Here is a 25,776-nt window from a genome sequence, read left to right as displayed (position 1 = left end):
TTAGTCCTCGTATAATGGGAAGGCATCTGTCAAGGCTTTGACTTCGCTTCTCACTTCTTCTAAAACAGCCTCATTTTCTGCATTCTTAAGGGCTTTAATGATAAACTCTGCCACTTTACGGCTTTCTTCTTCACCAAACCCACGTGCAGTAGTTGCTGCAGCTCCGATACGAATACCACTTGTCTTAAATGGTGACAATGTTTCGTAAGGAATTGAGTTTTTATTTAGGGTAATATTGACTTCATCCAGCAAGTTTTGAGCAACTTTTCCGTTCTCTACAACCTTAGTTACATCAACTAGGAAAAGGTGGTTTTCAGTTCCGCCAGAAATGATACGGAAATCAGGGTCTTGCAAGAAGATTTCTGCCATAGCCTTGCTGTTCTTAATAACATTTGCTGCATATTCCTTGAAGGCTGGGTCCAATACCTCTTTAAATGCAACAGCCTTAGCAGCAACAACGTGCTCTAATGGTCCACCTTGGATACCTGGGAAGATAGCTGAGTTAATTTTCTTAGCAAGATCTTCGTCGTTGGTCAAAATCAAACCACCACGTGGACCACGAAGGGTTTTGTGGGTCGTTGTTGTTGTAATATGTGCATAAGGCACTGGACTTGGATGAAGACCAGCAGCAACCAAGCCAGCAATATGAGCCATATCTACCATGAGTTTAGCACCAACAGCATCTGCAATTTCACGGAATTTTGAAAAATCAATAATTTGAGAGTAGGCTGAAGCTCCTGCTACGATTAATTTTGGTTTCACTTCTTGTGCTTGTTTTAAGATAGCATCAAAGTTCAATAGTTCGGTATCAGGATCAACGCTATAAGAAACAAAATTGTAGGTTTGTCCTGAGAAACTTACTGGAGCTCCGTGAGTCAAGTGCCCACCTGCTGCCAAATCCATTCCCATAACCGTATCGCCAGGCTCAATCAAGGCCATGTAAGCAGCACAGTTGGCTTGGCTTCCTGAGTGGGGTTGGACATTTGCAAACTTGGCACCAAAAATTTCTTTTGCACGCTCAATAGCTAGATTTTCGATAACATCCACTACATCAGTACCACCGTAATAACGACGTCCTGGATAACCTTCGGCATATTTATTGGTCAAGATAGAACCTTGAGCAGCCATAACAGCCTTAGAGACTACGTTCTCTGAAGCGATCAATTCAATATTATTTTGTTGGCGTTCTTCTTCTTTAGCAATAGCATTCCAAAGATCTGCGTCATATGCTTTAAAATCATCTTTGTCAAAAATCATAGGTCTTCTCCTTTAATCAATTTAATAAACCGTTTCTGCATCTTATCACAAGTATAGCCAACTTTTTCATAAAATGCATGCGCACCCAGACGGTGGTCTGCAGAGTTTAAGCGAATAAACTCATATCCGCGTCTTTTTGTTTCTTGCTCCAACCCTTCAAGTAAAGCTTTACCAATCCCCTTCTCTTGTCTTTGAGGTAAAACTGCCAAGGCCAAGATATTAAATCCTGCCTTGGAATAGAGAGATTCATAAACCTCTGCATGAACGTAGCCATGGAGTTCATGACTAGCATCATCCTCATAACCTAGTAGAAAATGATGTGAGTCTTTGGATAATCTAGCTAGTTGACTAGCCGTTTCCTCTGGACTAAAAGTATAACCTAAAGCTTCTTTGTTAATGACACAAATCGCTGCAACATCTGTTGTTTTCAAATCACGTAGCATATCATACCTCCTCAAAAGGAATGGCTGGTATCTTGGCAAGGATATCTTCTCGAGTAATCGCTCCTTGGCGAAGAATCTTTACCTTGTCGCCAGATAAGTCTAAAATAGTCGAATCCTGACCCGTTAAAAAAGCATCATCTTCTAGTCCCAAGACCACTTGGTCAAAGTTTTGAAGAATCTTGTGAAAATCTACTCCACTTGATTGACCTGAAATATTGGCAGAAGGTCCGATTAAGGGGCCAAACTCACGAATCAACTCCAGAGTTACAGGATGACTCGGCATGCGAAATCCAACTGTCGTCAAATTTGAATTGACCCAGTAAGGAACCTTGTCATTAGCTTCTAAGATAATGGTCAAAGGGCCTGGCAAAAAACTTTCAACCAATTGTTGTAAATAAGTTGGGTGATTCTTAGAAAAGTTCAAGATATCGTCTAAACTAGCAACATTGAGATTGAGAGCCTTATCTCTTGGACGACATTTAAGCTGATAAACATGGTCAACAGCCTTTTCATCCAATGCTTTTGCAAAAAGTCCATAAACTGTCTCCGTTGGCAAAACAACAGCTCCACCATTTTCAAGCTCGTGCTTAATTTTCTCCATCATCAATGACAACCATCCTATCTTGGCCAAATTGGTCTTTGAGAGTTCGAACTCTTTTCTCAGGAAGATTTTCCTTAAAGAGAGCAGGTACACTTTGACCTTGTTTGTAGCCAATTTCAAGATAAATCTTACCACCATCACTTAGATAGTCCTTTGATTCTTCCGCAATTCTGCGATAGATCGCTAGACCATTCTCATCTGCAAAGAGGGCTAAATGTGGCTCTGAATGGAGAACATTCAAACCAACTTCTGCCTCATCTACTCGAGATATATAAGGTGGATTGGATACAATTATATCATATTTTGAAGAAATTTCGGAGAAACAATCAGATTTAATAAAGGATAATGTTAGACCTTGATTATTAGCGTTTTCCATCGCCAAATCCAAAGCATCCTGAGAAATATCGGCAGCTGTGATTGTCCAATCTGGTCTATTTTTAGCTAAAGCAAGAGCGATAGCACCACTCCCAGTTCCAATATCCAGAACTTTGAGATTATCCTTCGGATTCTCAGCTAGGATGAGCTCCACCAACTCTTCTGTCTCTGGACGGGGAATCAAGACCCGCTCATCGACCTCTAACTGCATCCCAAAAAATTCTGCATGACCGATAATGTACTGGGCAGGCATATGTGCTGCTAATTTCTTGTAAATTTCCTCTACAAATTTGTAATCTTCATCTATCACCTCTTGCTGGAGTGCAAAGACAAAGTCAGTAAAAGAGAGATTTTTCAGGCTACGATAGACAAAGGAGAGGCTTTCTGCTTCCTCTCCTTGTGCTATCAACTTTTCCTCAAAATCCTTAAAAATTTGAGCTAGTTTCATTATTTGTTTAATTCTTCCAATTTTTGCGTTTGATCATAAAGAACCAAGGCATCCACAACTTCATCTAGTTTACCAGACAAAATAGTATCAAGTTTTTGAAGGGTTAAGCCAATACGGTGGTCTGTCACACGGTTTTGTGGGAAGTTATAGGTACGGATACGTTCTGAACGGTCTCCTGTACCGATAGTAGACTTGCGCTCTGCGTCCTGCTCATCTTGGGCAATTTGAGCAAAGTGATCTGCCACACGCGCACGGATGATCTTCATAGCTTTTTCACGGTTTTTCTGCTGGGTACGTTCTTCCTGCATTTCAACCTTGATATTGGTTGGCAAGTGAACGATACGAACGGCAGTCGCAACCTTGTTGACGTTCTGTCCACCAGCACCAGATGCGTGGTAGATATCCACACGAAGGTCTTTTGGATCAATATCATATTCTACCTCTTCCACTTCAGGCATAACGAGAACTGTCGCTGTAGAGGTATGCACACGCCCTTGGCTTTCTGTCACAGGGACACGTTGCACACGATGGGCACCAGACTCATACTTAAGCTTAGAGTATACAGACTGACCTGATACCATAGCAACCACTTCCTTGAAACCACCGACACCGTTCATAGAAGCCTCCATGACTTCAAAGCGCCAACCTTGGGCTTCAGCATATTTTTGGTACATGGTTAGCAAATCACCAGCGAAAAGTGCTGCTTCGTCTCCACCAGCTGCTCCTCGGATTTCAAGGATGATGTTCTTGTCATCGTTTGGATCTTTAGGAAGGAGCAAGATCTTCAATTTTTCTTCGTACTCTTCTTTTTCAGCTTTGGCATCTTTGAGTTCTTGCTTAGCCATTTCTTCCAAGTCCGCATCTCCGCCTGATTCTTTAATCATCTCTTCGGCATCAATGATATTTTGAAGGACTTGTTTGTATTCGCGGTAGGCAGTTACGGTATCACGAGTAGAAGCTTCCTCTTTTGAAAGCTCCATGAAACGCTTGGTATCAGAGACCACATCAGGGTCGCTCAGCAATTCTCCCAACTCTTCATAACGGTCTTCTACAGCTTGTAGTTGATCATAGATGTTCATTTTTTTCTCCTTATTTTTCAATTGTTAAATCGTATATGGCTACTACTTCGTTCTCAAATATTTCCCCAGTTTCTTTAAATCCATAACTGAGGTAGCAAGATCTTGCATGTTCATTTTCTGCTTCATAAGACAACCAAAGTTTATTGGATAAACCTGCTGGCGCTGTCCGAACATAGTCTAGCACCTTATCCATAATTGGTTTAAAATATCCTCGATCTTGAAAATGCTTATCAATCATGAAACGAAATAGTAAATAATTTTCATTACTAATTCCGATTTTTTTATCATAAGCTAACATCACAAAACCTATGATTGCATCATTATCGTAAACTGCCAATGGAGCTACAAAATCTCCATTTTTAGTGTAGACATATGCTTCAGCTAAACTAATTGCGTTGGTAGCAATAAATTGTTTTTGATATTCCTTAACATCCAAATGCAGAACATCAAAATAATTTTCCATTGTAACATCTCTTAGTTCAATTGTCATAGTCTTGTTCCTTTTTAGATGTTATCAGTGGTGCGAAATAATGTTTACGGCAAACCGAGATATAGGTTTCATTCCCACCTATCTGGATCTGCTCACCATCATAGACTGGCAGACCATTCTGCGTACGCAACACCATGGTTGCTTTTTTCTTGCAATACTGACAAATGGTCTTGATTTCGTCAATCTTATCTGCTAAGAGCAGAAGATATTTTGAACCTTCGAATAGTTCATTACGAAAGTCATTTTTTAAACCAAATGCCATAACAGGTATGTCTAACTCATCCACAACACGAGCTAAGTCGTAAACATGGTGACGCTTTAAAAACTGGGCTTCATCGACAAGTACACAGTAAGGCATTTCAGGTAAATCTCGGATAAATCCAAAGATATCCGTTGTTTCCTCAATAGCAACTGCTGGTCTTTTCATCCCAATTCGACTTGAAACATAGCCAACACCGTCACGCGTATCCAGAGCCGAAGTCATAATCACAACTCCCTTTCCTTGCTCCTCATAGTTATAGGCTACTTTGAGAATCTCAATCGTTTTTCCTGAGTTCATGGTCCCATAACGATAATACAACTGTGCCATGCTTCTATTTCACGTCCATTTCTAAATTTTTGCTACATTCTAGTATACCATATTTTCTCAAAGCTTTAAACGGCAAATTGTGGTAAAATAGAAGAAATCAAATAACTAGTGGAGGACGCAATTATGCCATTTGTACGCATCGATTTATTTGAAGGACGCACGCTAGAGCAAAAGAAAGCCCTAGCCAAGGAAGTTACGGAAGCTGTTGTTCGCAACACTGGTGCACCTCAGTCTGCTGTTCATGTCATTATCAACGATATGCCTGAAGGAACCTATTTCCCACAAGGTGAAATGCGCACTAAGTAAAGCTTAAGCAATCTGCTTAGGCTTTTCTTTATAAGTAACATTCATTGAAGAAAATACTAAAATTTGTTACAATTTTAAGAGATATTAGTCTATACAAACAAATAAACTATAAAGGAATTGAAATGATTACACGGGAATTTGATACCATTGCAGCCATCTCGACACCGCTTGGTGAAGGTGCTATTGGGATAGTCCGCCTAAGCGGAACGGATAGTTTTGCCATTGCGCAGAAAATCTTTAAAGGCAAGGACTTGAGCAAGGTTGCTAGCCACACTCTTAACTACGGTCACATTGTTGACCCTCAAACTGGTAAGGTCATGGACGAGGTTATGATTGGGGCTATGAAATCTCCAAAGACCTTCACTCGTGAAGACATTATAGAGATCAATACCCACGGTGGAATCGCCGTAACCAATGAAATTCTCCAACTGGCTATCCGTGAAGGGGCTCGTATGGCAGAGCCTGGTGAGTTTACCAAGCGTGCCTTCCTCAACGGTCGTGTGGACTTGACTCAGGCTGAAGCTGTTATGGATATCATCCGCGCCAAGACTGACAAGGCTATGAATATAGCGGTCAAACAATTAGACGGTTCTCTATCTGACTTGATTAACAATACTCGTCAGGAAATCCTCAATACACTAGCACAAGTAGAGGTTAATATCGACTATCCTGAATACGACGATGTTGAAGAAGCCACTACTGCTGTTGTCCGTGAGAAAACTTTGGAGTTTGAGCAACTCTTAACCAATCTCCTTAAAACAGCCCGTCGTGGGAAAATCCTTCGTGAAGGGATTTCAACGGCTATCATTGGTCGTCCAAACGTTGGGAAATCAAGTCTCCTCAACAACCTCCTACGTGAAGACAAGGCTATTGTAACGGATATTGCAGGGACTACTCGAGATGTCATCGAAGAATACGTCAACATCAATGGTGTACCACTTAAGTTGATTGATACTGCGGGTATTCGTGAAACAGATGATGTCGTGGAACAAATCGGAGTTGAACGCTCCAAAAAAGCTCTCAAGGAAGCTGACTTGGTACTACTTGTCTTAAACGCCAGCGAACCTCTAACTGCCCAAGACCGACAACTTCTTGAAATCAGCCAAGATACCAACCGTATCATCCTACTTAACAAAACTGACCTACCTGAGTCTATTGAAACTCAGGAACTTCCTGAAGAGGTCATCCGTATTTCGGTCCTAAAAAATCAAAATATTTATAAGATTGAAGAACGGATTAACAACCTCTTCTTTGAAAATGCTGGCTTGGTCGAACAAGATGCTACTTACTTGTCTAATGCTCGCCACATTTCTTTGATTGAGAAAGCAGTTGAAAGCTTACAAGCTGTAAACGAAGGCCTCGAACTAGGAATGCCTGTTGATTTGCTTCAAGTTGATTTGACACGTACTTGGGAAATCCTCGGAGAAATCACTGGTGATGCTGCGCCAGATGAACTCATTACACAGTTATTTAGCCAGTTTTGTTTGGGTAAATAACATAAAAACTAGGTCAAAAAAATACTAGTCACCTAAAAAGAGGTTGGGACAAAAAGATCCCGACCTCACTTTTTATTATCAATCATAATTTGACGCGGTAGCTGATTGAACTTTTTGTTCGTCTTTTAGACTCCAAAAAGCTCCTAATCATCCTCGCGGGGCTGGGACTACGAAATCAAGACTTTGTCTATCGATTTCTGTCCCACCGCCTTTTCTTTCACGTTCTAAGTTATATCCTACCTTAGCTGATATTTGAAACAAAAATTACCAGTTCTTTTCTATTTTCACTTAGTCTTTAGGTAATTTGCCAGCTTTTTCAAGCATTTTTTTGATTAAATAAGGCATCTTGACATTTTCACGACCTTTTTTCTCAATTAATTTTTTAACAAATTCTGGCATTTGTAAGTCTTGTGATTCATCTAAAATATTCTTAGTTTCTTCCGAAGGGACTAATTCATCAAAGGTTTCTTCTTCTGGGAGGAATTCTCTAAATTCTTTATGTTCATTAGCTCGGATAATATTGACCAAGGCATCAATCAAACGAGAATCTGTATTTGGCATTGGTGGACGATGGTAGTTCACCTCCAATTCCTGACACAAGTCTTGACATTCCACATCGTTGTCAAACAATACTTCAATATGCTCACTGATAAAACTAATAGGCACAAAAATATAATGCTCTGGATGTTCTTCCTGTGCTCTAAGATATTCCAATACATCTGGTTTAATCCAAGGAATACCAATATCACTTTCGCTCTGCCAAGTGTTGGTATATTGCTCTGGTTTCAAGCCTAATTTCTCAGCAATTAACTTGCTATTTTCGAAAATCTGGTCGATATAGGGATCACCAAAATCCAAGGCAAAAATGGGCACACTGTGGGCAGAAAAGATGACTTTAAAGCTATCCTGTTTCACCTTTTCTTTTAAAATCTTAGCAATTTCAGCTGTCCAATAGTTTAATAGTGCTTCTTCTTGATACCAGTCCTTAATAACTAAAAACTGAATTTGTTTGCTTTCCAGAAACTTTTCGTACCCCATGACAGAGTAAAAGGAATAGTGTGGCTCCAAAATCAAGCAAATACACTTTTCAATTCCATCTGCTTCCATTTGCCGAATTATATCTGGAATAAAAGGGGTTGAAAATTTATTGGCAAAATAGACACTATATTCATTTCCTAACCTAGCTTCTACCAAGGCAACTTCTTCACGGGTAATTTTTTGAAGTGGAGTTCCTCCAATTCGAACATAATTATCATAGAGTGTTTGAATCTCGTGATCTTGAGGTCGAACTCCACGACGAATGTTGGTAAAAAAGTCGGCTACTCCTTCAAAGGTAATCTCTTCTGGTGAACCAAATGTCATCATTAAAATCGCTTTTTTCATATTTGCATCCTTGTGATATTTTTATCTTTTTTATTGTATCACTAAAGTGGCCATAAGTAAACGCTAACATAAGTATTTTATCTCCCTTCTGACTTTTGTTTTTCTCTTCTTTCTATGATACAATGGTTTTAAAAGAAGGAAAAAAGGAGTTACGATGAAATATCAAACATTGTTGGAGCGTTTTTTGACTTATGTCAAGGTCAACACTCGTTCTGACGAACATTCAACCACTACACCAAGTACCCAAAGTCAAGTAGACTTCGCAACCAATGTCCTCATCCCTGAGATGAAACGTGTTGGTTTGCAAAATGTCTACTATCTACCAAACGGTTTTGCTATCGGTACTCTTCCAGCTAACGATCCTAGTTTGACTCGTAAGATTGGTTTTATCTCACACATGGATACAGCTGATTTTAATGCTGAAGGTGTTAATCCGCAAGTTATTGAAAATTATGATGGTGGCGTTATCGAGCTTGGGAACTCTGGTTTCAAACTAGATCCAGCGGATTTCAAGAGCTTAGAGAAATATCTAGGGCAAACCTTGATTACAACTGATGGAACTACCCTTCTCGGGGCTGATGATAAATCTGGTATCGCTGAAATCATGACAGCTATCGAATACTTGGCTGCTCATCCTGAAATTAAACACTGTGAAATCCGTGTTGGCTTCGGACCAGATGAAGAAATCGGTGTCGGTGCCAATAAATTTGATGCAGAGGATTTCAATGTTGACTTTGCCTATACAGTTGACGGTGGACCTCTTGGTGAACTTCAGTATGAAACCTTCTCCGCTGCAGGTGCAGAACTTCACTTCCAAGGTCGTAATGTTCACCCAGGAACGGCCAAAGGGCAAATGGTTAACGCTCTCCAATTAGCCATCGACTTCCACAATCAACTTCCAGTTGGTGACCGACCAGAATTGACTGAGGGTTACCAAGGTTTCTACCATCTCATGGATGTAACAGGAACTGTTGAGGAAGCGCGTGCCAGCTACATCATTCGCGACTTTGAAAAAGAAACCTTCGAAGCACGAAAAGCTGCTATGCAAGCTATTGCTGATAAGATGAACCAAGAACTTGGTAGTGATCGTGTTACTTTAACATTGACAGACCAGTACTACAACATGAAAGAAGTCATCGAAAAGGATATGACTCCAATCACCATCGCTAAAGCAGTCATGGAAAGTCTTGATATTACACCAATTATCGAGCCTATCCGTGGAGGAACGGACGGTTCTAAAATTTCCTTTATGGGAATTCCTACGCCAAATATCTTCGCTGGTGGTGAAAACATGCACGGACGTTTTGAATACGTTAGTCTACAAACAATGGAACGTGCAGTCGACACCATTATTGGAATTGTAGCTTATAAAGACTAAAGAGATCGGGAAAAAATTCCCGACCTCTTTTTTTATCAGCATCCTACTTTTGACACGGTAGCTGACTGAACTTTTTGTTATTCTGCTACTTTTTCTCTTGTTTCTGGAGAGCTAGTTGCAGGAGTTAAGTTCGTCTCAGCTTGTTTATCGTTTGTTTCTTTATTGGCTGTTTCTGTGCTAGCTTCAGCTAGCTTGACTTTGGATTGAAATTCTTGGTTTAATAAAACGATTTCTTGAGCAAGAGCTAAAAGAGCTTGCTTGTCTTTGCTTGCGGCACTAAGCTTATCAAATAAGGCATCCACTTTTTCAAAGTCTGCATCAGAACCATTATTCATTTCTAAATAAGTATGAAGGGCAATGACACCATTATAAAGTTTTTGGTAGAGAACTAAAACCTCTGGGTCTTGGTTGACATTCTCACGTTCATTCTGAATGGTTTGTGAAATACGCTTCAGAAGATCTTGAACTTGCGTGTTTAATTCATCAAGGTCTGCGTCATCTTTATCTAGAGCAGCTTTCAGATTTTTCACTTCGTCAGCAAGTGAAGCTTTAACTCCCTCTTCTTTGACTTGAGCCACTAATTCTTCAGCTTTTGTTAAGAGTTCTTCTACTTGATCTTTCCGAACATGATTGCTTTGTTCCTCAGGCTTAATATCATCATACAAACCTTTCAAAAATTCATAGACTGCCGTTTTAGCACTATGACCATCCACTTTTTCAGTGTCTAGGATCGTTTCAGAAGGTTTATGAGCAACTGATTCATTCTTCACTGCTTCTTCTACCTCTAATTTTGTTTGATAGATTTCAGGGAAGAGTTTGTTCAAGTCAGTTGCCTTAAGGAAAGATTGTGACTGATAAAGAGTCCAAGTTAAGTTGGCAACTTTATTTCTAAGAGTGTCATTTAAACGACCATCTGACAAATGTTGATAGAAATACTTGATGTATTCGACTGTCGTAACACCAGTACGATCATTAAAATCTTGCAGAGCTTGTAGTTTAGCTTCAACTGCATCTAAACCAGCCTCATCTTGAGCCAATTTATTTTCTTGGAGTTGAGCCAAAAGATCCTTTTTAGGAAGTCCATAAGCATCCGTATCCAAGGTATTAATCTTATCTACTAAAGCTTGATATTTCTTGTCTAATGGACTGATTTCTGTTGGTTTTACACTAGAGTCAACGTGGATATACTGCTTGTCAAAGAGATCTAAAGCAGCCAGATAACCAGCTGTTGAGTTGGTTGAGAGATTCTTCATATTTTCAGAGAATTGTCCCAAGGCAAGCTCAATTTGTCTTTGTAAAATTGGTTTATCTTTATAGACTTCACGACTTTCTGCTAGAAGTTGATCAACCTTATTTTGAACAGTAGCTTCATCAAAGGCTCCTGGTTGGTAGTTAGATTGCAAGGCAGGAATCTTATGTTTCAAAGCCACTTCATAGCCTTTAGTTTGTACTTTGATGTAGTGATTATGATCACCGTGAGGAATGACGAAGCTACCATTTTCAACCTGCAAACTATAAGGAGAAACGCCATCACGTAAAGCAGTTGTATAGAGTTCGTTTAGGAAATCAAGCTCTGCATCACCTGTTTGGAGAGGAATACGAACGTGTTCCTTTCGAACTGCATAAGGGTGAATGTGAGTTGGGTCATAAGCCTGGTCTGGATTTCCAAATACAAAGAATCCATTTGAAATTCGGATCGCTTCAAGCGGAACACCATAGGTTTTAGAGATATAAGCTATCTTTTCTTCATCGCTGGCATCTCGAGAGAAACTTTCTACAGTCTTGGCAAGAGGTTTTACAGGCTCTGCCTGATGGTGCCCATGCAAATGTTCTTGTGCTGCCTTAATCTGTTCTGCTGATAAATCTTTTTTAAAGAAATAGTGGGCATGATCTCCATGTGAAACTACAAAACCTTGCTCATCTTCTCTAATCACACGCTCAGCTGCAAAGCCATGATCATGTTCATCTTCATGATGCTCCTGTTTCGCTTCATTCTCTTTATGAGTATTATGATTATCTTTTGGAACTTCTGTTTGGACATGACCATGCAAATGCTCTTGCGCTGCCTTAATCTGTTCTGCTGATAAATCTTTTTTAAAGAAATAGTGGGCATGGTCTCCATGTGAAACTACAAAACCTTGCTCATCTTCTCTAATCACACGCTCAGCTGCAAAGCCATGATCATGTTCATCTTCATGATGGGTGTTATGAGTTACATTTTCATGGTCACGCTGAACTGTTGGTTTATTTTGATTTTCTAACGGTTTTGTTGGTGTTAGAACACCTCCAAGTGGTATCAAACGAGCAATTTTTTGCTCCAAAGCAGACATACTACTATAAGGAATGAAATGGTAGTGATTACCGTGTGGAATCGCAACTCCTGATGGTGTACGACTAGTAATTTTAGCTGGGTCAAATACCAAACCATCAGATTCTTGATAGCGTTGACTAACTGGTAAAGCATATAACTGAGCGAGAAGACTTTGGAGGCTATCCTCTTTATCTACTGGGATGCTTGTTGCTGGGCTATCAGCTTGAGAACTTGGTGTAACACTTGGATTTGGTTTATAATCAGTCAGGCTTGGTTGACTTCCTCTTCCAGCTAGATAGGCTTGAGCTGCTGCTAATTCACTTGAAGATAGAGCACTCTTTGGAACGTAGTGATAATGCCCACCATGAGGAACGATATAGGCATCACCTGTATCTTCTATGATATCTGCAGCATTAAAGACATAACCATCATCTGTTGTATATCTACCTTGTGCTCTGGCAACAAGAACCTCCTTACTTGCACTGCCACTATCTGATGTATGTTCTTGTTTTTGTTGCTCGATTTGGTCTTTCGTCCGGACATTATCAGCATGGCTTGCATCTTTTAGATAGACATAGTATTTGCCATCCACTTTGATGATATAGCCACCTTTAATCTCATTGACAATATCTTGATCACGCAACTGATAGTTCGGATCCTTCATAACCAGTTCTTCACTAAAGATGGCATCATAAGGAACCTTACCATTATAATAATGGAAATGGTCACCGTGGGAAGTCACATAACCTTGATCAGTGATTTTGGTAACAATCTGTTCAGCTTCTATGCCTTCCTTCTTGCTAACTTGGTCTGGTGTCAAAGTTTCATTCTTTTTAGCTTCAGACTCTTTACCATCAACGTAGGATACACGGTTGTCATCTTTTTTCTCAGGTGCTTGATGTTGATTTAAAGCATAAGCACAGACACTTAAGGCAAGGACCACTGCAGATCCCGCTAGATATTTTTTATTAATCTTCATAATCTCCTCATTTCAATTCTTCAGCTAAGATAGCCATATTTTCTTCTAGATTTTCCAAGTAGGACTTGTCATTTTGTGGGTCTGCCTCTAAAGGATTGAGGGTTTTAAGACTCACACCTGTTGATTTGACAAGAGTGTCCGCTACCTTAGATGATGCATTGCTCTCTGTAAAGATGGTTTTGACCTTATAAGTCTTTACAAATTCCTGAATTTCAGTCAATTGTCTTGGACTTGGTTCTTGATCAGGAGATATTCCTGCAATCCCAAGCTGATTTAGTCCAAATCGTTTTGCCAAATATGAAAAGGCTGTGTGTTGGGTCACAAATGTCTTTTGATTGGCCTTTTCAAAGATTGGTTGGTATTTCTTTGTCAAATCATGAGCTTTAGCACTAAAACTTTGTGCGTTTTTCTGATAGGTATCCTTGTTGGCACTGTCCAGTTCGGATAACTTATCAGCAATAATCTGTGCTTCTTCAGCAACTTTTTCAGGATCTAACCAAGTATGAGGATCATACAAGGTTTTCTCATCAATCCCATCTCCTGCCTGCATATCTTCTAAGCCAGGCACGCGCTCCAAGGTCATACCTTCTGATGCTTCTAAGACCTTTACCTTGGATTTTTGCAGGCTTGGATCCAAACTTCCCGCCCATGACTCTAGTGTATGAGAATGATAGACAAAAACATCGGCATCATAGATGGCTGCAATATCATTTGCAGAAGGTTCAAAGGAGTGAATTCCGCTACTTGACTGAATCATTCGAACATCATTCAAGTCACCAGATACTTCCTTGACCATGGCATAGATAGGATAAAAACTGGTCACAATCTTCATTCCCTTAGTTTCATCACTCTTGTCTTGGCTGGTCTTTTGTCCACATGCTCCTATGGTAAGGGCAAAGAAGGCAAGCACAAGCCATAGGATACTTATTTTTTTCATAACAACTCCTTAACTAGTATTTAACCGTTTAATTAACTAGTAAACATTTTACTCCTAAAAATTTAAAATGTCAATATTTTTTCTACATTTTCATGAAAAAAGTGAGAACTAGATTTCATTATTAGTTCTCACTAGTCATTTTTATCATTTGACTTTTAATTGTTTTAGAACTCCTTGATTCATTTTTTAAGACAGCAAATTTCAGCTTTTTAATAAAGAAAAGGACATTATTCAATCAAAAATCGAACAATATCCTTTCGAGTAGATTATAATGAATAAAAATATTTTAAGGTTTTATTTGTTTTAGTGTCTTAATGTCATACATCACTAATTCACCATTTTTATTGTAAAACTGAACACCTTCTGGCTGAAAAATTAGAAACTTAGGATCGATTTGTGCAATTTTTGCTAACTTTTCTATATGTTCATTTAAAGTTACTTTATCCAATCCGTAGTCTGGTAAATCATCGTCACTTTCTTCTTTGGAGTTTTCTTTATCTTCAACCTTGTTTTCTGAAGGAATTTCGTTGGTTGTACCAGTCTCATTTACGCCTATATTATTCTTCGGTTGCTCCTCAGTTTTATCTACAACAGTCTTATTTTTATCAATATTTTTAAGATTGTTTGAATCAGGTTTTGATTCTTCATTATTATTCGTAAACGTCCCATTTTGGGATTCTTTTTCTTTCATTCTTTTAGCTATCAACTCTTGAGCTTGTTTCCATTCTACTTCTGACAAGTCGGATTTAGTGATACTTCTCAATGAACCACCTCCCGCTCTTGGAATACTAAATGATTTGTCTTCCCATACAAAAGTTTCTTTTGCCAATACATCTTTCGGATCAAAAATATAACCATCTGGAGTTGCAAATCGACCTTCTGCAAGAGCTTTCTGAACTTCTTCAGCAGAATGGATAATTTGCCAATTCTGCATTCCAGCGTGTTTTTCAAGAGGCGTTACATTAGCAATAACAGATCCAGCATCATCATGACCTGGTTTTGACCAAACTTCAGGACGCACATCAGGATGTTGCATTACATATTTTATAGTTGCAATTTGCTCACTATTTAACCAAGAATAAGGTACGACGTGAATGTGATCGATATGAGGAATAATGAAAGAAGTTCCAGTATCATACGTAGTATTGGCTGCATGCATAGGCAAGCTAGATACATCAACAGCTAATCTTGGTTTAATTTCTGTTTCTACAATATCATAACGATAATTATCTTTATCTTTAAGCATTAGTTCCTGCTCAGAAAAAGCTATTTGAGTAAGATCGAGTTCTTCACGTGAATAAAAATAATCTTTACCACCTTCATTAATTATATAACCAACTTTACTATTTCTAAAAATTTTATTAGTTACTTTTTTATAATCAAACTTTGGTCTTTCCTCCTCATCTGAGTGTACTGAAGAAATGATGGAATCTGGATTTTTACCAGTTTCTTGAATCCATTTGGCAACTTCATCCAATTCGAATTGTTCTAATTCACCATATCCCATATAATGGAAATGATCTCCGTGTTTGGCAATAACACCTGATTTATCAACCGAATCGATGGAATCTTTGGTAAATATGTATCCATCACTCGTATCATAAGGTTTACCATCTAAACCTTTTCCATAAGCTTTGATTGGTTGTCCTAAGAACTTATGAACTACTTCTTTTGATGCTAAAGGTTTAATATCTGTAACAATTTCGTTTAATCCATTTTGCCCTTTTAACGGAATCATTCTTGCAATCTTCTGCTCTAAATCAGACATTTGTGAATAAGGAATAAAGTGATAATGGTCTCCGTGAGGCACTGCGACACCGTTAGCTGTACGTTTGATAATTTGTGCCGGATCAAAGACTAGACCATCCGATTCCACATGGCGTTCTGATAAAGGTTTCGCATACAATTCACTTAAAAGTGTTGAAATGTCTTCCCCTTGATTTTGATGATAAGTTGGTGTGACAGTCAGATTAGGAGTCTCTGTCAAACTTGGTTGAGCTGGCTTAGAATTATCACTACTTGGTTTACTTGAACTTGTAGAGGAATGTGCACCTTGTTTACCATTCCAATAAGCTTGAGCAGCAGCCAATTCTCCTGCTGACAAATCACTCTTAGGGATATAGTGGAAATGATTGCCGTGCGGTACAACAAAAGCGTCTCCTGTATCTTCAATCACATCTGTCGGACTAAAGACATACCCATCATCCGTTGTATAGGCTCCTCCAGTTCCTCGATTCGGTGCCGGCGTATTGAAATTAAAGTTTGGTTTAATGGCTGAACTTGGTTTCTCAGAACTGCTTGGTTTCGGATTATCAGCATGACTTTGAATTGGCTGACCTCCAATTGGCAGATTTCGAGCCAATTTTTCTTCCAAAGCAGACATTTGCGAATACGGAATGAAATGGAAATGATCCCCGTGAGGAACTGCCACACCATTTGCAGTACGTTTTGTAATCTGTGCTGGGTCAAATACTAATCCATCAGACTCCACATGACGTTGGCTAAGTGGCAAAGCGTACAATTCTTGAAGGAGACTAGCTAAATCCTCATTTTGGCTCTCCGGAGCTGTTGCAGGATTTTGAGGAGTTTCAGATGGACTAGTTCTCACACTAGATCTTGTTTCTCCTCTGCTTGAACGATATTCAACGGTACTTAATTGGCCACCTTTTCCAGATAAGAAGGCTTGGGCAGCAGCTAATTCACTGGCAGACAAATCACTCTTAGGAATATAGTGGAAGTGATTGCCATGTGGAACGATATAAGCATCACCTGTATCTTCTATGATATCAGAGGCATTAAAGATATACCCATCATCCGTTGTATAGCGTCCTTGAGCTCTGGCTGCAACTACTGCTTGATCGTTAGAACCACCCCCGTGATTACTACTATGTTCCTGCTTCTGACGTTTAATCTCTTCTTTTGTACGAATATTGTCCGCATGAGCCGCATCCTTAAGGTAAACATAGTATTTCCCGTCTACCTTAATCACATAACCACCCTTAACTTCGCTGACAATATCCTCATTACGAAGTTGATAATTCGGATCCTTCATCAAAAGTTCTTCGCTGAAAATAGCATCATAAGGAACCTTGCCATTAAAGTAATGATAATGGTCCCCATGTGAAGTCACGTAACCTTGATCGGTAATTTTAACAACAATTTGTTCAGCATTAATACCTTCTCGCTGACTAACTTCATCAGGCGTCAGATTTTCAGTCTTAGTACTAGCCTGATTCCCTTCTATATAAGCCACACGATTAGGCTCTTTGCTAGTCTGTACCGCTTGGAAACGCCCCAGTTCATAACTTGAAAGGCTTAATGCTAAAAGAGCTACCGAACCAAGAACATATTTTTTATTGATTTTCATCTAAACACACTTCCTATTTCATTTATTCGTTAAATAAAGGACTACACCTTTTTCTAAAGAATTTTCTTAACTGGTTAAGTATATAACTGAAAAACGAAATCACTTTTAAAACTCCTCCTTCTATTTTCTATTTATCAAACAAGATTTGAGCGAGTGAGTTAGTTCTCCATATAATTAACCGGTTATTTAACTAGTTAAGATTTTACTCCTATCACATAAATCTGTCAAGAATTTTTTTAACTTTCAGGTAAAATCTAGATAAAAAGGGTTTAGCTCTGCCATATGCAAAACTAACCCCCATATTGTTTATATCAGTAATAGTAAGCTATTTTTATTCTTCGATTAGCTTATTCAATAATCTGTGTCTCAGCTAGTTTTTTATACCAGTGAGCTGATTTCTTTGGATAGCGTTCTTGTGTTTCAAAGTCCACATAGAAGAGGCCATAGCGTTTTTCATAACCATTTGACCAAGAGAAGACGTCCATGAGTGACCAGATGAAGTAGCCTTTGACTACTGCACCATCTGCAATCGCATCAGACAATACTTCCAAGTGTTGTTTCACATAATCAATACGACCGTCATCGTAAACTGTGTTATCAACGAATTCATCTTTGTAACCAAGACCATTTTCTGTGATGTAGATCTTCTTGTAGTTTGGATAATCCTTTTTCACGCGCATGATTTGGTCATATAATCCTTGAGGATAGATAATCCAGTCCCAGTCAGTGCGAGGTACATAGTCAGGAGCTACACGACGTCCAACACCTTTGATTTGGTATTTAGAGCTTCCTTTCTCTCCTTTACCATTGTGGATGATCTCAGTTTCACCATCAAAGGCTTCCATCCAGTCACTCATATAGTAATTGATTCCAAGGAAATCATTCAGATCTTTAGCTGCTTCAAGTGCTGCAAAGTCTTCGTCACGAAGATCCAAGCTACCACCATTTACTGATAAGATGTGGTTTACACCTTCCATGGTTACATCTGAATAGTGTCCAAGGTATGTAGCATCCAAGATAAATTTGTTGTGGATGATATCTTCCAACTCAGCAGCACGAACGTCTGCAGGGTTTTTAGGATCTAATGGATACTTAGTTGGAAGGGCGTGAACAACACCGATTTCACCTTTATAGCCTTTGTCCTTGTACAATTTCACAGCGCGGGCATGAGAAACCATCATATTGTGGTGCGATTGGAATACTTTTGCTAAATCGTATTGAATTCCTGGTGGGAATTTACCGACCAAGTATTGACCGTCACCGATTGGACCAATTTCATTAAAGGTTGTCCAGTAGTTGACTTCTGGGAATTCTTCGAAACAGAATGCGGCATAGTCCACAAAGTGTTCGATGTTTTCACGATTTAAGAAGTCTCCATTTGAGTGAAGAGCTTCAGGTGTATCAAAATGGTGAAGAGTTACGAACGGTTCTACATGACGTTTATGACATTCTTCAAATAACTTATGATAAAACTCGACACCTTTAGGATTTACCTCACCGTATCCTGTCGGAAAAATCCGTGACCAGGCGATTGAAATACGGATACCGTTTACCCCATATTCTTCAGCCAACTTTAAGTCTACTGGATATTTATGGTAGAAATCACTCGCTGGTTCAGCAGTATACCAATAGTTATCTGCTAAATATTTATCCCACGCAACTGGTCCTTTACCATCTGTATGTGTAGCTCCTTCTGCTTGATAAGCAGCTGTTGCGCCACCGAAAATAAAATCTTTAGGAAGTGTTTTTGTCATTTTTTCACCTATTTCTTGATTGGATAAAATGAAAAGCGAGCGGAGAGGAGCTAGTGAGCTATCCATCTCCGTCTCACTTCTTGTACAAAGTCACCAAATAGTGACATAAAGAGGGAAAATAAATATATAATCGGAGACTCTTTTACAGTCCCCAAGGTAAGTCGAATTGTGACATGAGGAGGTAAAAACGATATTTTTTTACCGACGAATTAACAAGGCGATTAGGAAATTCGCCATAGCGATTTCCGTGATGATAGGAGACTGTTTTACAGTCCCTATCATCAATCGAATTGTGCCTGAACAAAAGCAAGGGCACCTTTCCCATCACGAGTCAATTTAATGTATTGAGCACCTTCTGTTTTTGCCAATTTGATTCCAAGTTTATCTGTTTCAGCCTTCATGTCCTCATAGTTTGATGCTACTTGAGGAGCAAGGATAACAAGGTCAAATTCTGGCAACATTTCACGGTGAGCACCGTAACCACCTGCAGCGGCCTTCACAGGAACATTGTATTCTGCAGCAGCTTTATTCAAAGCATTTGCAAGAAGTCCACTAGTTCCACCACCTGCACAAAGTACAAGTACGTTGGTTTCTTCTGTAATTGTATTTTTTGCTGATTCTACTCCAGCTTTTTCAAGGATGGCATCAGCTTTTGCTGTGTTAAAGTTTGCTGCTACTTTTTCTTTCAATTCATCGTTTGATTTACCAGAACGTTCTTCGTCAAGAATTTGTTCATCATAAACTTTAAGGAATGGATAGTAGATTGCAATATCCACTACAATTAACAATGCTGCAAGAGCAAATGACAAGAACTGGAAGTTTGTACCAAGAACAATACCTAGAGGCCCAGGCGTAGTCCATGGTAGGTTAGCAGTAAATGAGTTCATTCCAAGTGTTTCGATAAAGAATTTGAAAATCCAAACGTTTGCAATAGGTGCGAAGATAAATGGAATGAAGAAGATTGGATTCAAAACAAGTGGTGCACCAAACAAGATTGGTTCGTTAACACCGAAGAATGTTGGAACTACAGATGCACGTCCGATTGCACGGTTACGTTTAGATTTTGTTAACCACATGAACATAAATGGAACAACAAGAGTCGCACCAGTACCACCCATCGTAACGATAAACATTTGGGTACCTGAAGTAAGAATCTTATCAGCATGCATTCCTTGTTGAATCAAGTTCAAGTTTACTTCAGCATTTGCATAAGTAATAGCTGCGATAGCTGGTTCAACGATTGAAGGACCGTGGATCCCTACGAACCAGAAGAAGGCGAAGGCACCAAAGATGATTGTGATTCCAAGGTAACCATCAGCAGCAGAGAAGAGTGGTGCAAAGAATTTACCAATTGATTCTGCAACACTTGCACCAACAAAATGGCGTGCAAGTAAGTCTAGAGCATAAAGAGAAACAACTGAAAGTGTGAAAGGAATAACGTCTTTAAAGACTTGTGAAATATTCGGTGGAACTTCGTCAGGCATGCGAATTGTCACATTGTTTTTCACACAGACTTTATAGATGCTTACTGTTACAAATGCAGCAAGAAAGGCTGAGAGCAAACCTTTAGTTCCTAAGAATCCAGTAGCAAAACCGTTCTCAATAGGGTCAGCTGCTAACATCAACAAACCAACAATAGCTGCCAATAGTGTTGACATGTAGTTGATTTGATTTGTTTTTTCCATGCTACGGTTAACAGAGTCTGTTAACGATTTTGCAGTTGTACCAGCAACCAAGACAGCTAGAATCCCCATTGAATAGCTGTAAGGTTTCATAAGAAAGGCAACAGTTTCGTCAGACCATTTGAAACCCCATGAGTTTGGTACAAAAGCAATCAAGATAAAGATACTTGAGAAAAGGATAACTGGCATTCCAGCGATGAAACCATCACGAATAGCACGCAAATAGATGTTACGTGACAGTTTCTCAAAGAAAGGCTTCCCTTTCTCGATAAAAGCGATTAATTTATTCATTATTTAACTCCCCGTTTGTAAAGTTCGATTAAGTGATGCATTAAATCTTTTAGCAAGATTGTTGTCATCAAGTGATCTTGCCCATGTATCATAGTGATACTATAGGCAATATCCTCACCCGCAGCCTCTTTAGTCAATAGGCTTGTTTGAGCATGGTGAGCATCTGCAATGCAAGCATTAGCTTCTTCAACTAAAGCGTCTGCTTTATCAAAATCACCAGCTTCAGCAGCCTTCAAAGCTTCCAATAATTTTGAACGAGCATCACCTGCATAGGCAACGATTTCAAAACCTAACAATGTTACTTCTTCTCTATTCATGATAGAATTCTCCTTATATATTTTTTAGTAAAGCGTTATGACAATAAACGTTGGATGTGTAGAACAAGATAAACTCGTTCACTCTTGTAGAGGTCAAGACTAGTTTCCTGAGCAATGACCTCATAAATTTTACTACCAATCTCGAATGCTTCTGGATAGGTATTCTTTATATGTTCTTCCATATCAAGCAAGGATTGATTATCATCGCGACTACGATCCAGATAATCCAAAAAATAATTTAGATGAATCATAAAGCGGTCGTAGAAATTATTATTTTCAGGTGTTCGCTGGATTTTATAACTCTTCAAAACGCTTTCGACCCTCTTTAAAATTTCTTTTCTCTTATCAATCGACTCAACAACTTCGACTTCATTCTCACCTTCAGCGTTGATGAAATGATAAGCGATACGAATGATTTCGTCTTCAGGAAAATTTTCTGTCAGTTTTTGACGATAAATTTCAAAAGCTTCTTGTGCAATTTGAAAAGCGATAGGATATTTAGCTGAAATGTCAGGCAAGTTACTATCCTTATAGCGTCCTTGGCTAATAGCCTGATAAGAACAATAGATATGGTCTGTCAGAGTGACGTATAGATACTCTTGGACAGGATATTGATATTTTTTAGAAAGATTATCAATAATCTCATAAGTGACCGTAATAAAATCAAGCGGTACATCCTTGAGAAGAGCCATAAAATTTTCTCGCGACTCTTCTGTTTTCATCCGAAAAACTTTTTCAACCTGATCCTCAGAAATCAAATCTCCCTTCTTCTTACCGAACGAAATACCCTTACCAATTACGATCAACTCCTCTCCCTTGCTATTCCGCACGAGAGAAACATTGTTGTTCATTGGATTTAATATCCGATACATGGCAACCTCCTTGCCCTATTATTTAAGTTTTGTGAGCATAAAAAATGACCACAAATGAACTCAGAAAATATAGCTCTGAGTCATCTGTGATCATGCCTAATATTACTTAGTAACACTCACTTTGTATTAACTTGTGACTTAAGTATAGCACAAGATTTTTATTTTGTAAACCTTTACATACAACTTTTTTAAAAGTTTTTTAGCTAGGTTTTAGGACATAAAAGGGGGAAAATTTAGACACGTTCAGTCCATGAAGTAGCTGTTGTTTGAAGAACCTTGTTAAGTTCATCGATATTTTCAAAACCAGTTGTACGAAGCCATTCGCGAGCTGCTGCTTCACCTTCTTTGATGTAAGGCTCTACTGAACCAGCCCAAGTAGCACGTCCACAAAGTACGCCATTGAAACGAGCACCTGAATCATGAGCAAAGACAAGTGTTTCTTGGAAGAGTTTAGCGGATACACCTGCACTCAAGTAGATGTATGGAAGGTTAGTTGCTTCGTCTTGCGCTTTGAAGAAAGCAGCTGCTTCTTCACGACTGTAAACAACTTCGCCGTCACCAAATCCTTCAACGTATTTCACATTTACTGGAACTTCAACTTTCAATACATCGATGTTGAAACGTGGATCAGAGAATACTTTCATAGCTTCAATAACTTTACGAGGTTTTACTTTAGCGTATTCTACAGAACCTGCGTCCGCAATTTTTTCATCGTAAGCCAAGATTTCCAAGAAGAATGGGATATCTTCAGCAACACATTCAGAACCTACGCGTTCGATGTAAGCTTGTTTTTGTTGGTTCAATTCATCTGAACTATCTACATCATAGTAAAGCAAGAATTTAACTGCATCAGCACCTTGTTCTTTGATACGTTTTGCAGACCAAACATCCAAGCAGTCAGGCAAACGTTTTGTGCTTGAAGTATCATATCCTGTTTTTTCATAAGCAAGGAGAAGACCAGCTTCTTTATCCAAAGCTTTAGTTGCAGGTAGTCCGTATTCAGGGTCAAGAAGCATAGATGAAGCATATTTCGTCAATTCATCAGCTACCAAAACTTTCAATTCTTCCATTTGTGCAACTGTTGGTGCTTCATCTTGATATTGAGCCATCAAACGTTTCAAAGCTCCACGTTGGTCAAAAGCAAGAGCTGAAATAATACCGTTTTTGTCAGAAAGTTTTTCTAAATACGCACGTTTTTGTGTTGATAAAACCATTTTATACCTCTTTTACTGTTAATTGATTAAATAGTGTTTGATAATTGGACATATTTACATGACCAGTCATTTTTTCTTGAGCATTTAACATACCAAGAACATTGGCTTTTTTAAGCAAGTCTTGATCAGATTCTTTATGGGACAATCCTGAAGCAATACCTGCAACTGTTGAATCACCAGATCCAACTGGGTTTACAACCTGGATTCTTGGAATATTTACTTTATAGAAAGTGTCCCCGTGTTTTGCAAAGGCCCCATTGGCACCTAGGGAAACGATGATCCACTCGATTCCTTCAAATAGGGGCTCTTCAAGAACCTCTTTTAATTCATCCAAGTCTTTAGAAATTTCTCTTCCTAAAAGTTGAGACAATTCTTCATTATTTGGTTTGATGACTGTTGGTTTATGTGGAGATTCAAGAACCGCCTGAAGTGCAGCTCCTGAACAGTCCAAGACAACAGGTTTACCAGCTTGGTTAGCAAGTTCAACTAGACTAGCATAATAGTCAACAGGAAGTCCTGCTGGTAGACTACCTGAAATGGCTACTACCTCTACAGTTTCTAAAAGTTCCTTGAAATGAGCCAAGAAATCTTGTCCTTCTTTTTCTTGAACTTCAGGACCTTTTTCTAGGATTTCTGTTTGATTTTCTCCATGTAGAATTGCGATACAATTACGAGTTTCCCCTTGGATAGAAAAGAAACGTTTGCTTACTTTATCATCAATATTTTCTACTAAAAAATCACCTAGTTTACCACCGACAAGTCCTGTTGCGACTACAGAATCACCAAATTCTGATAGAACTCGTGTAACATTGAGACCTTTACCACCCGCTGTTTTCGTAACATCGACAACACGGTTGACAGTGTCAATTTTCAATTCATCCAAAGGATAGGAAATATCAATGGATGGGTTCATTGTGACTGTTAAAATCATAAGTCACCTCTTAGTCGTGGTATTCACCGCGATCCCATTTTTCAAGGAATTCTGTAAAGAAATTGGCATCAGTTTGATGGTCGTTATGAGTTTCAACGTGTTGGATTTTAGCGATCAATTTTTTGTTTTCTTCAGATGGTTTGTATTCAGCATTGATGAAAGCTTCAATGATATCACACATGAGCAACTCACCAGTGATTTTACCACCAAATCCGATAACGTTGGCATTCAATTGTTCTTTTGCATAAAGTGCTGTTGTCATATCACGAACCAAAGCAGAACGAACACCTGGAACCTTGTTAACAGCATTATTGATACCTACACCAGTACCACAGATACATACACCAAGATCAGCTTGGCCACTAACTACTGCTTCACCAACTTTTTTACCAAAAATTGGGTAGTGTGTACGAGCGTGATCATAAGTACCAAAGTCGATGACTTCATGTCCTTTTGATTTCAAAAATTCTGAAACCGCCATTTTTTCATTTGTTACGATGTGGTCACATCCAATTGCAATTCTCATTAGTTATTCCCTCCGATTAATTATATAAATCTAATATCATTTATCCTTACTCAAGAAAAATCAAGATTAGCTTAGGAAGCGAGCTGCGAGCATAACTGAGGTTAGCTAAAGTGAGCTGACGACAGATTATCTTGATTTTTGAAGAGTATTAGCACATTTTGTTCAACATGTCGACCCTGATTTGGTGACGACCGCCATCATACTTACCATTTACAAAGCCTTTAGCGATGTTCTTAGCCAATTCGTCACCAACAAGTTGAGCACCCATAGTAATCATACGTGAGTTGTTGTGACCACGAGTCATATAAGCTGAACGTTCGTCAGATACTTCTGCAGCAACCATTCCTTTGATTTTAGTTGCAACCATAAATGGACCTGCACCATAAGCATCAATGACAATACCAAGGTTTTGTTCTTCTTTTTTAACTTCTTCAGCAACTGCAAGAGTTACATCAACGAAGTCTTGACCTTCAGCTGTAACATCCACAACGTGGAAGTTTTCTTTTTCCAAGAAATCTTTAACGACTTCTTTCAATCTCAAACCTGCAGCATCTGCACCAATAACAATAGACATATTGTATACTCCTTTTTTATAATAGACCAGTAAATATTTTTGGTTCTGGAAAGAAAATGACCATCACCAAATAGTTACTAGTAGTTTTGTTGACTATTTTAGATTAAGAATGAATCATCTATTCACTCTTAGTAACTTCTCCTTGGAGAAATTGGAAGAATAACTTGTCAAAACAA

22 protein-coding genes are annotated in these 25,776 nt (G+C 38.8%); 3 read left to right on the top strand and 19 right to left on the bottom strand.

Features of this window, described 5'->3' with window-relative positions; translation table 11 throughout:
* From glyA to ADH90_RS00915, 7 genes are read right to left on the bottom strand one after another with little or no spacing between them, the layout of a single operon-like run.
* Positions 1-1,257 (bottom strand): serine hydroxymethyltransferase, encoded by a 1,257-nt coding sequence (gene glyA, locus ADH90_RS00945; protein WP_049529570.1) that lies wholly within the window; start codon positions 1,255-1,257, stop codon positions 1-3.
* Positions 1,254-1,700, bottom strand: a complete 447-nt coding sequence (locus ADH90_RS00940; RefSeq protein ID WP_049529569.1) for a GNAT family N-acetyltransferase — start codon at positions 1,698-1,700, stop codon at positions 1,254-1,256. The genes glyA and ADH90_RS00940 overlap by 4 nt, the downstream gene beginning before the upstream one ends.
* Position 1,701: 1 nt before the next feature.
* The gene (locus tag ADH90_RS00935) at positions 1,702-2,304 is read right to left on the bottom strand and encodes an L-threonylcarbamoyladenylate synthase (protein WP_049529568.1); all 603 of its coding nucleotides are present in this window, start codon (positions 2,302-2,304) and stop codon (positions 1,702-1,704) included.
* Positions 2,288-3,124, bottom strand: a complete 837-nt coding sequence (gene prmC, locus ADH90_RS00930; protein ID WP_049529567.1) for a peptide chain release factor N(5)-glutamine methyltransferase — start codon at positions 3,122-3,124, stop codon at positions 2,288-2,290. The genes ADH90_RS00935 and prmC overlap by 17 nt, the downstream gene beginning before the upstream one ends.
* Positions 3,124-4,203, bottom strand: a complete 1,080-nt coding sequence (prfA, locus tag ADH90_RS00925; protein ID WP_001028810.1) for a peptide chain release factor 1 — start codon at positions 4,201-4,203, stop codon at positions 3,124-3,126. Before prfA ends, prmC begins: the two co-directional genes overlap by 1 nt.
* A 10-nt stretch (positions 4,204-4,213) precedes the next feature.
* Positions 4,214-4,693 (bottom strand): GNAT family N-acetyltransferase, encoded by a 480-nt coding sequence (locus tag ADH90_RS00920; RefSeq protein WP_049529566.1) that lies wholly within the window; start codon positions 4,691-4,693, stop codon positions 4,214-4,216.
* Entirely contained in the window at positions 4,683-5,282 is a 600-nt protein-coding gene (locus tag ADH90_RS00915; protein WP_049504679.1) for a thymidine kinase, read from the bottom strand. Before ADH90_RS00915 ends, ADH90_RS00920 begins: the two co-directional genes overlap by 11 nt.
* Positions 5,283-5,405: 123 nt before the next feature.
* Between ADH90_RS00915 and ADH90_RS00910 the strand changes: the two genes are divergently transcribed.
* Entirely contained in the window at positions 5,406-5,588 is a 183-nt protein-coding gene (locus ADH90_RS00910) for a 4-oxalocrotonate tautomerase (RefSeq protein ID WP_001117401.1), read from the top strand.
* A 122-nt stretch (positions 5,589-5,710) separates the two neighbouring features.
* Entirely contained in the window at positions 5,711-7,084 is a 1,374-nt protein-coding gene (mnmE, locus tag ADH90_RS00905; RefSeq protein WP_049529565.1) for a tRNA uridine-5-carboxymethylaminomethyl(34) synthesis GTPase MnmE, read from the top strand.
* Positions 7,085-7,372: 288 nt separating this feature from the next.
* On the opposite strand, the gene hemH is transcribed toward mnmE, so the two are convergent.
* Positions 7,373-8,467 carry a ferrochelatase gene (gene hemH, locus ADH90_RS00900; RefSeq protein ID WP_049529564.1) on the bottom strand — a complete coding sequence of 365 codons (1,095 nt, stop codon included), beginning with the start codon at positions 8,465-8,467 and terminating at the stop codon, positions 7,373-7,375.
* Positions 8,468-8,621: 154 nt separating this feature from the next.
* Here hemH and pepT point away from each other — a divergent pair, with 154 nt between their 5' ends.
* The gene (gene pepT, locus ADH90_RS00895; protein WP_049529563.1) at positions 8,622-9,845 is read left to right on the top strand and encodes a peptidase T; all 1,224 of its coding nucleotides are present in this window, start codon (positions 8,622-8,624) and stop codon (positions 9,843-9,845) included.
* A gap of 77 nt (positions 9,846-9,922) precedes the next feature.
* On the opposite strand, the gene ADH90_RS00890 is transcribed toward pepT, so the two are convergent.
* The 11 genes from ADH90_RS00890 to lacA form a co-directional block, all read right to left on the bottom strand.
* A complete protein-coding gene (locus ADH90_RS00890; RefSeq protein WP_049529562.1) occupies positions 9,923-13,135 on the bottom strand; it encodes a pneumococcal-type histidine triad protein in 3,213 nt (1,070 codons plus the stop codon).
* Positions 13,136-13,142: 7 nt separating this feature from the next.
* Positions 13,143-14,072: a metal ABC transporter solute-binding protein, Zn/Mn family gene (locus ADH90_RS00885; RefSeq protein WP_049529561.1), complete on the bottom strand. Its 930-nt coding sequence runs from the start codon at positions 14,070-14,072 to the stop codon at positions 13,143-13,145.
* Between the two features lie 286 nt (positions 14,073-14,358).
* The gene (locus ADH90_RS00880) at positions 14,359-17,439 is read right to left on the bottom strand and encodes a pneumococcal-type histidine triad protein (RefSeq protein WP_049529560.1); all 3,081 of its coding nucleotides are present in this window, start codon (positions 17,437-17,439) and stop codon (positions 14,359-14,361) included.
* A 347-nt stretch (positions 17,440-17,786) separates the two neighbouring features.
* Complete coding sequence (lacG, locus tag ADH90_RS00875; RefSeq protein WP_049529622.1) at positions 17,787-19,193, bottom strand: 6-phospho-beta-galactosidase; 1,407 nt, start codon at positions 19,191-19,193, stop codon at positions 17,787-17,789.
* A 281-nt stretch (positions 19,194-19,474) separates the two neighbouring features.
* Positions 19,475-21,166, bottom strand: a complete 1,692-nt coding sequence (locus ADH90_RS00870) for a lactose-specific PTS transporter subunit EIIC (RefSeq protein WP_049529559.1) — start codon at positions 21,164-21,166, stop codon at positions 19,475-19,477.
* Complete coding sequence (locus ADH90_RS00865) at positions 21,166-21,483, bottom strand: PTS lactose/cellobiose transporter subunit IIA (RefSeq protein ID WP_049529558.1); 318 nt, start codon at positions 21,481-21,483, stop codon at positions 21,166-21,168. The genes ADH90_RS00870 and ADH90_RS00865 overlap by 1 nt, the downstream gene beginning before the upstream one ends.
* 35 nt (positions 21,484-21,518) lie before the next feature.
* Positions 21,519-22,355 carry a PRD domain-containing protein gene (locus ADH90_RS00860; RefSeq protein ID WP_006147554.1) on the bottom strand — a complete coding sequence of 279 codons (837 nt, stop codon included), beginning with the start codon at positions 22,353-22,355 and terminating at the stop codon, positions 21,519-21,521.
* Positions 22,356-22,588: 233 nt separating this feature from the next.
* Positions 22,589-23,569, bottom strand: a complete 981-nt coding sequence (gene lacD, locus ADH90_RS00855) for a tagatose-bisphosphate aldolase (protein ID WP_049529557.1) — start codon at positions 23,567-23,569, stop codon at positions 22,589-22,591.
* A gap of 1 nt (position 23,570) precedes the next feature.
* Complete coding sequence (locus ADH90_RS00850; RefSeq protein ID WP_049529556.1) at positions 23,571-24,500, bottom strand: tagatose-6-phosphate kinase; 930 nt, start codon at positions 24,498-24,500, stop codon at positions 23,571-23,573.
* 10 nt (positions 24,501-24,510) lie between these two features.
* Complete coding sequence (gene lacB / locus ADH90_RS00845) at positions 24,511-25,026, bottom strand: galactose-6-phosphate isomerase subunit LacB (RefSeq protein ID WP_001216925.1); 516 nt, start codon at positions 25,024-25,026, stop codon at positions 24,511-24,513.
* 148 nt (positions 25,027-25,174) lie between these two features.
* Positions 25,175-25,600, bottom strand: coding sequence for a galactose-6-phosphate isomerase subunit LacA (lacA, locus tag ADH90_RS00840; protein ID WP_000029280.1), 426 nt, complete (start codon positions 25,598-25,600; stop codon positions 25,175-25,177).
* Positions 25,601-25,776: the final 176 nt, after the last annotated feature.

The organism is Streptococcus pseudopneumoniae (genome assembly GCF_001073085.1).
GTDB lineage: Bacteria > Bacillota > Bacilli > Lactobacillales > Streptococcaceae > Streptococcus > Streptococcus pseudopneumoniae_M.
This window is presented reverse-complemented; position numbering and strand designations above follow the sequence as displayed.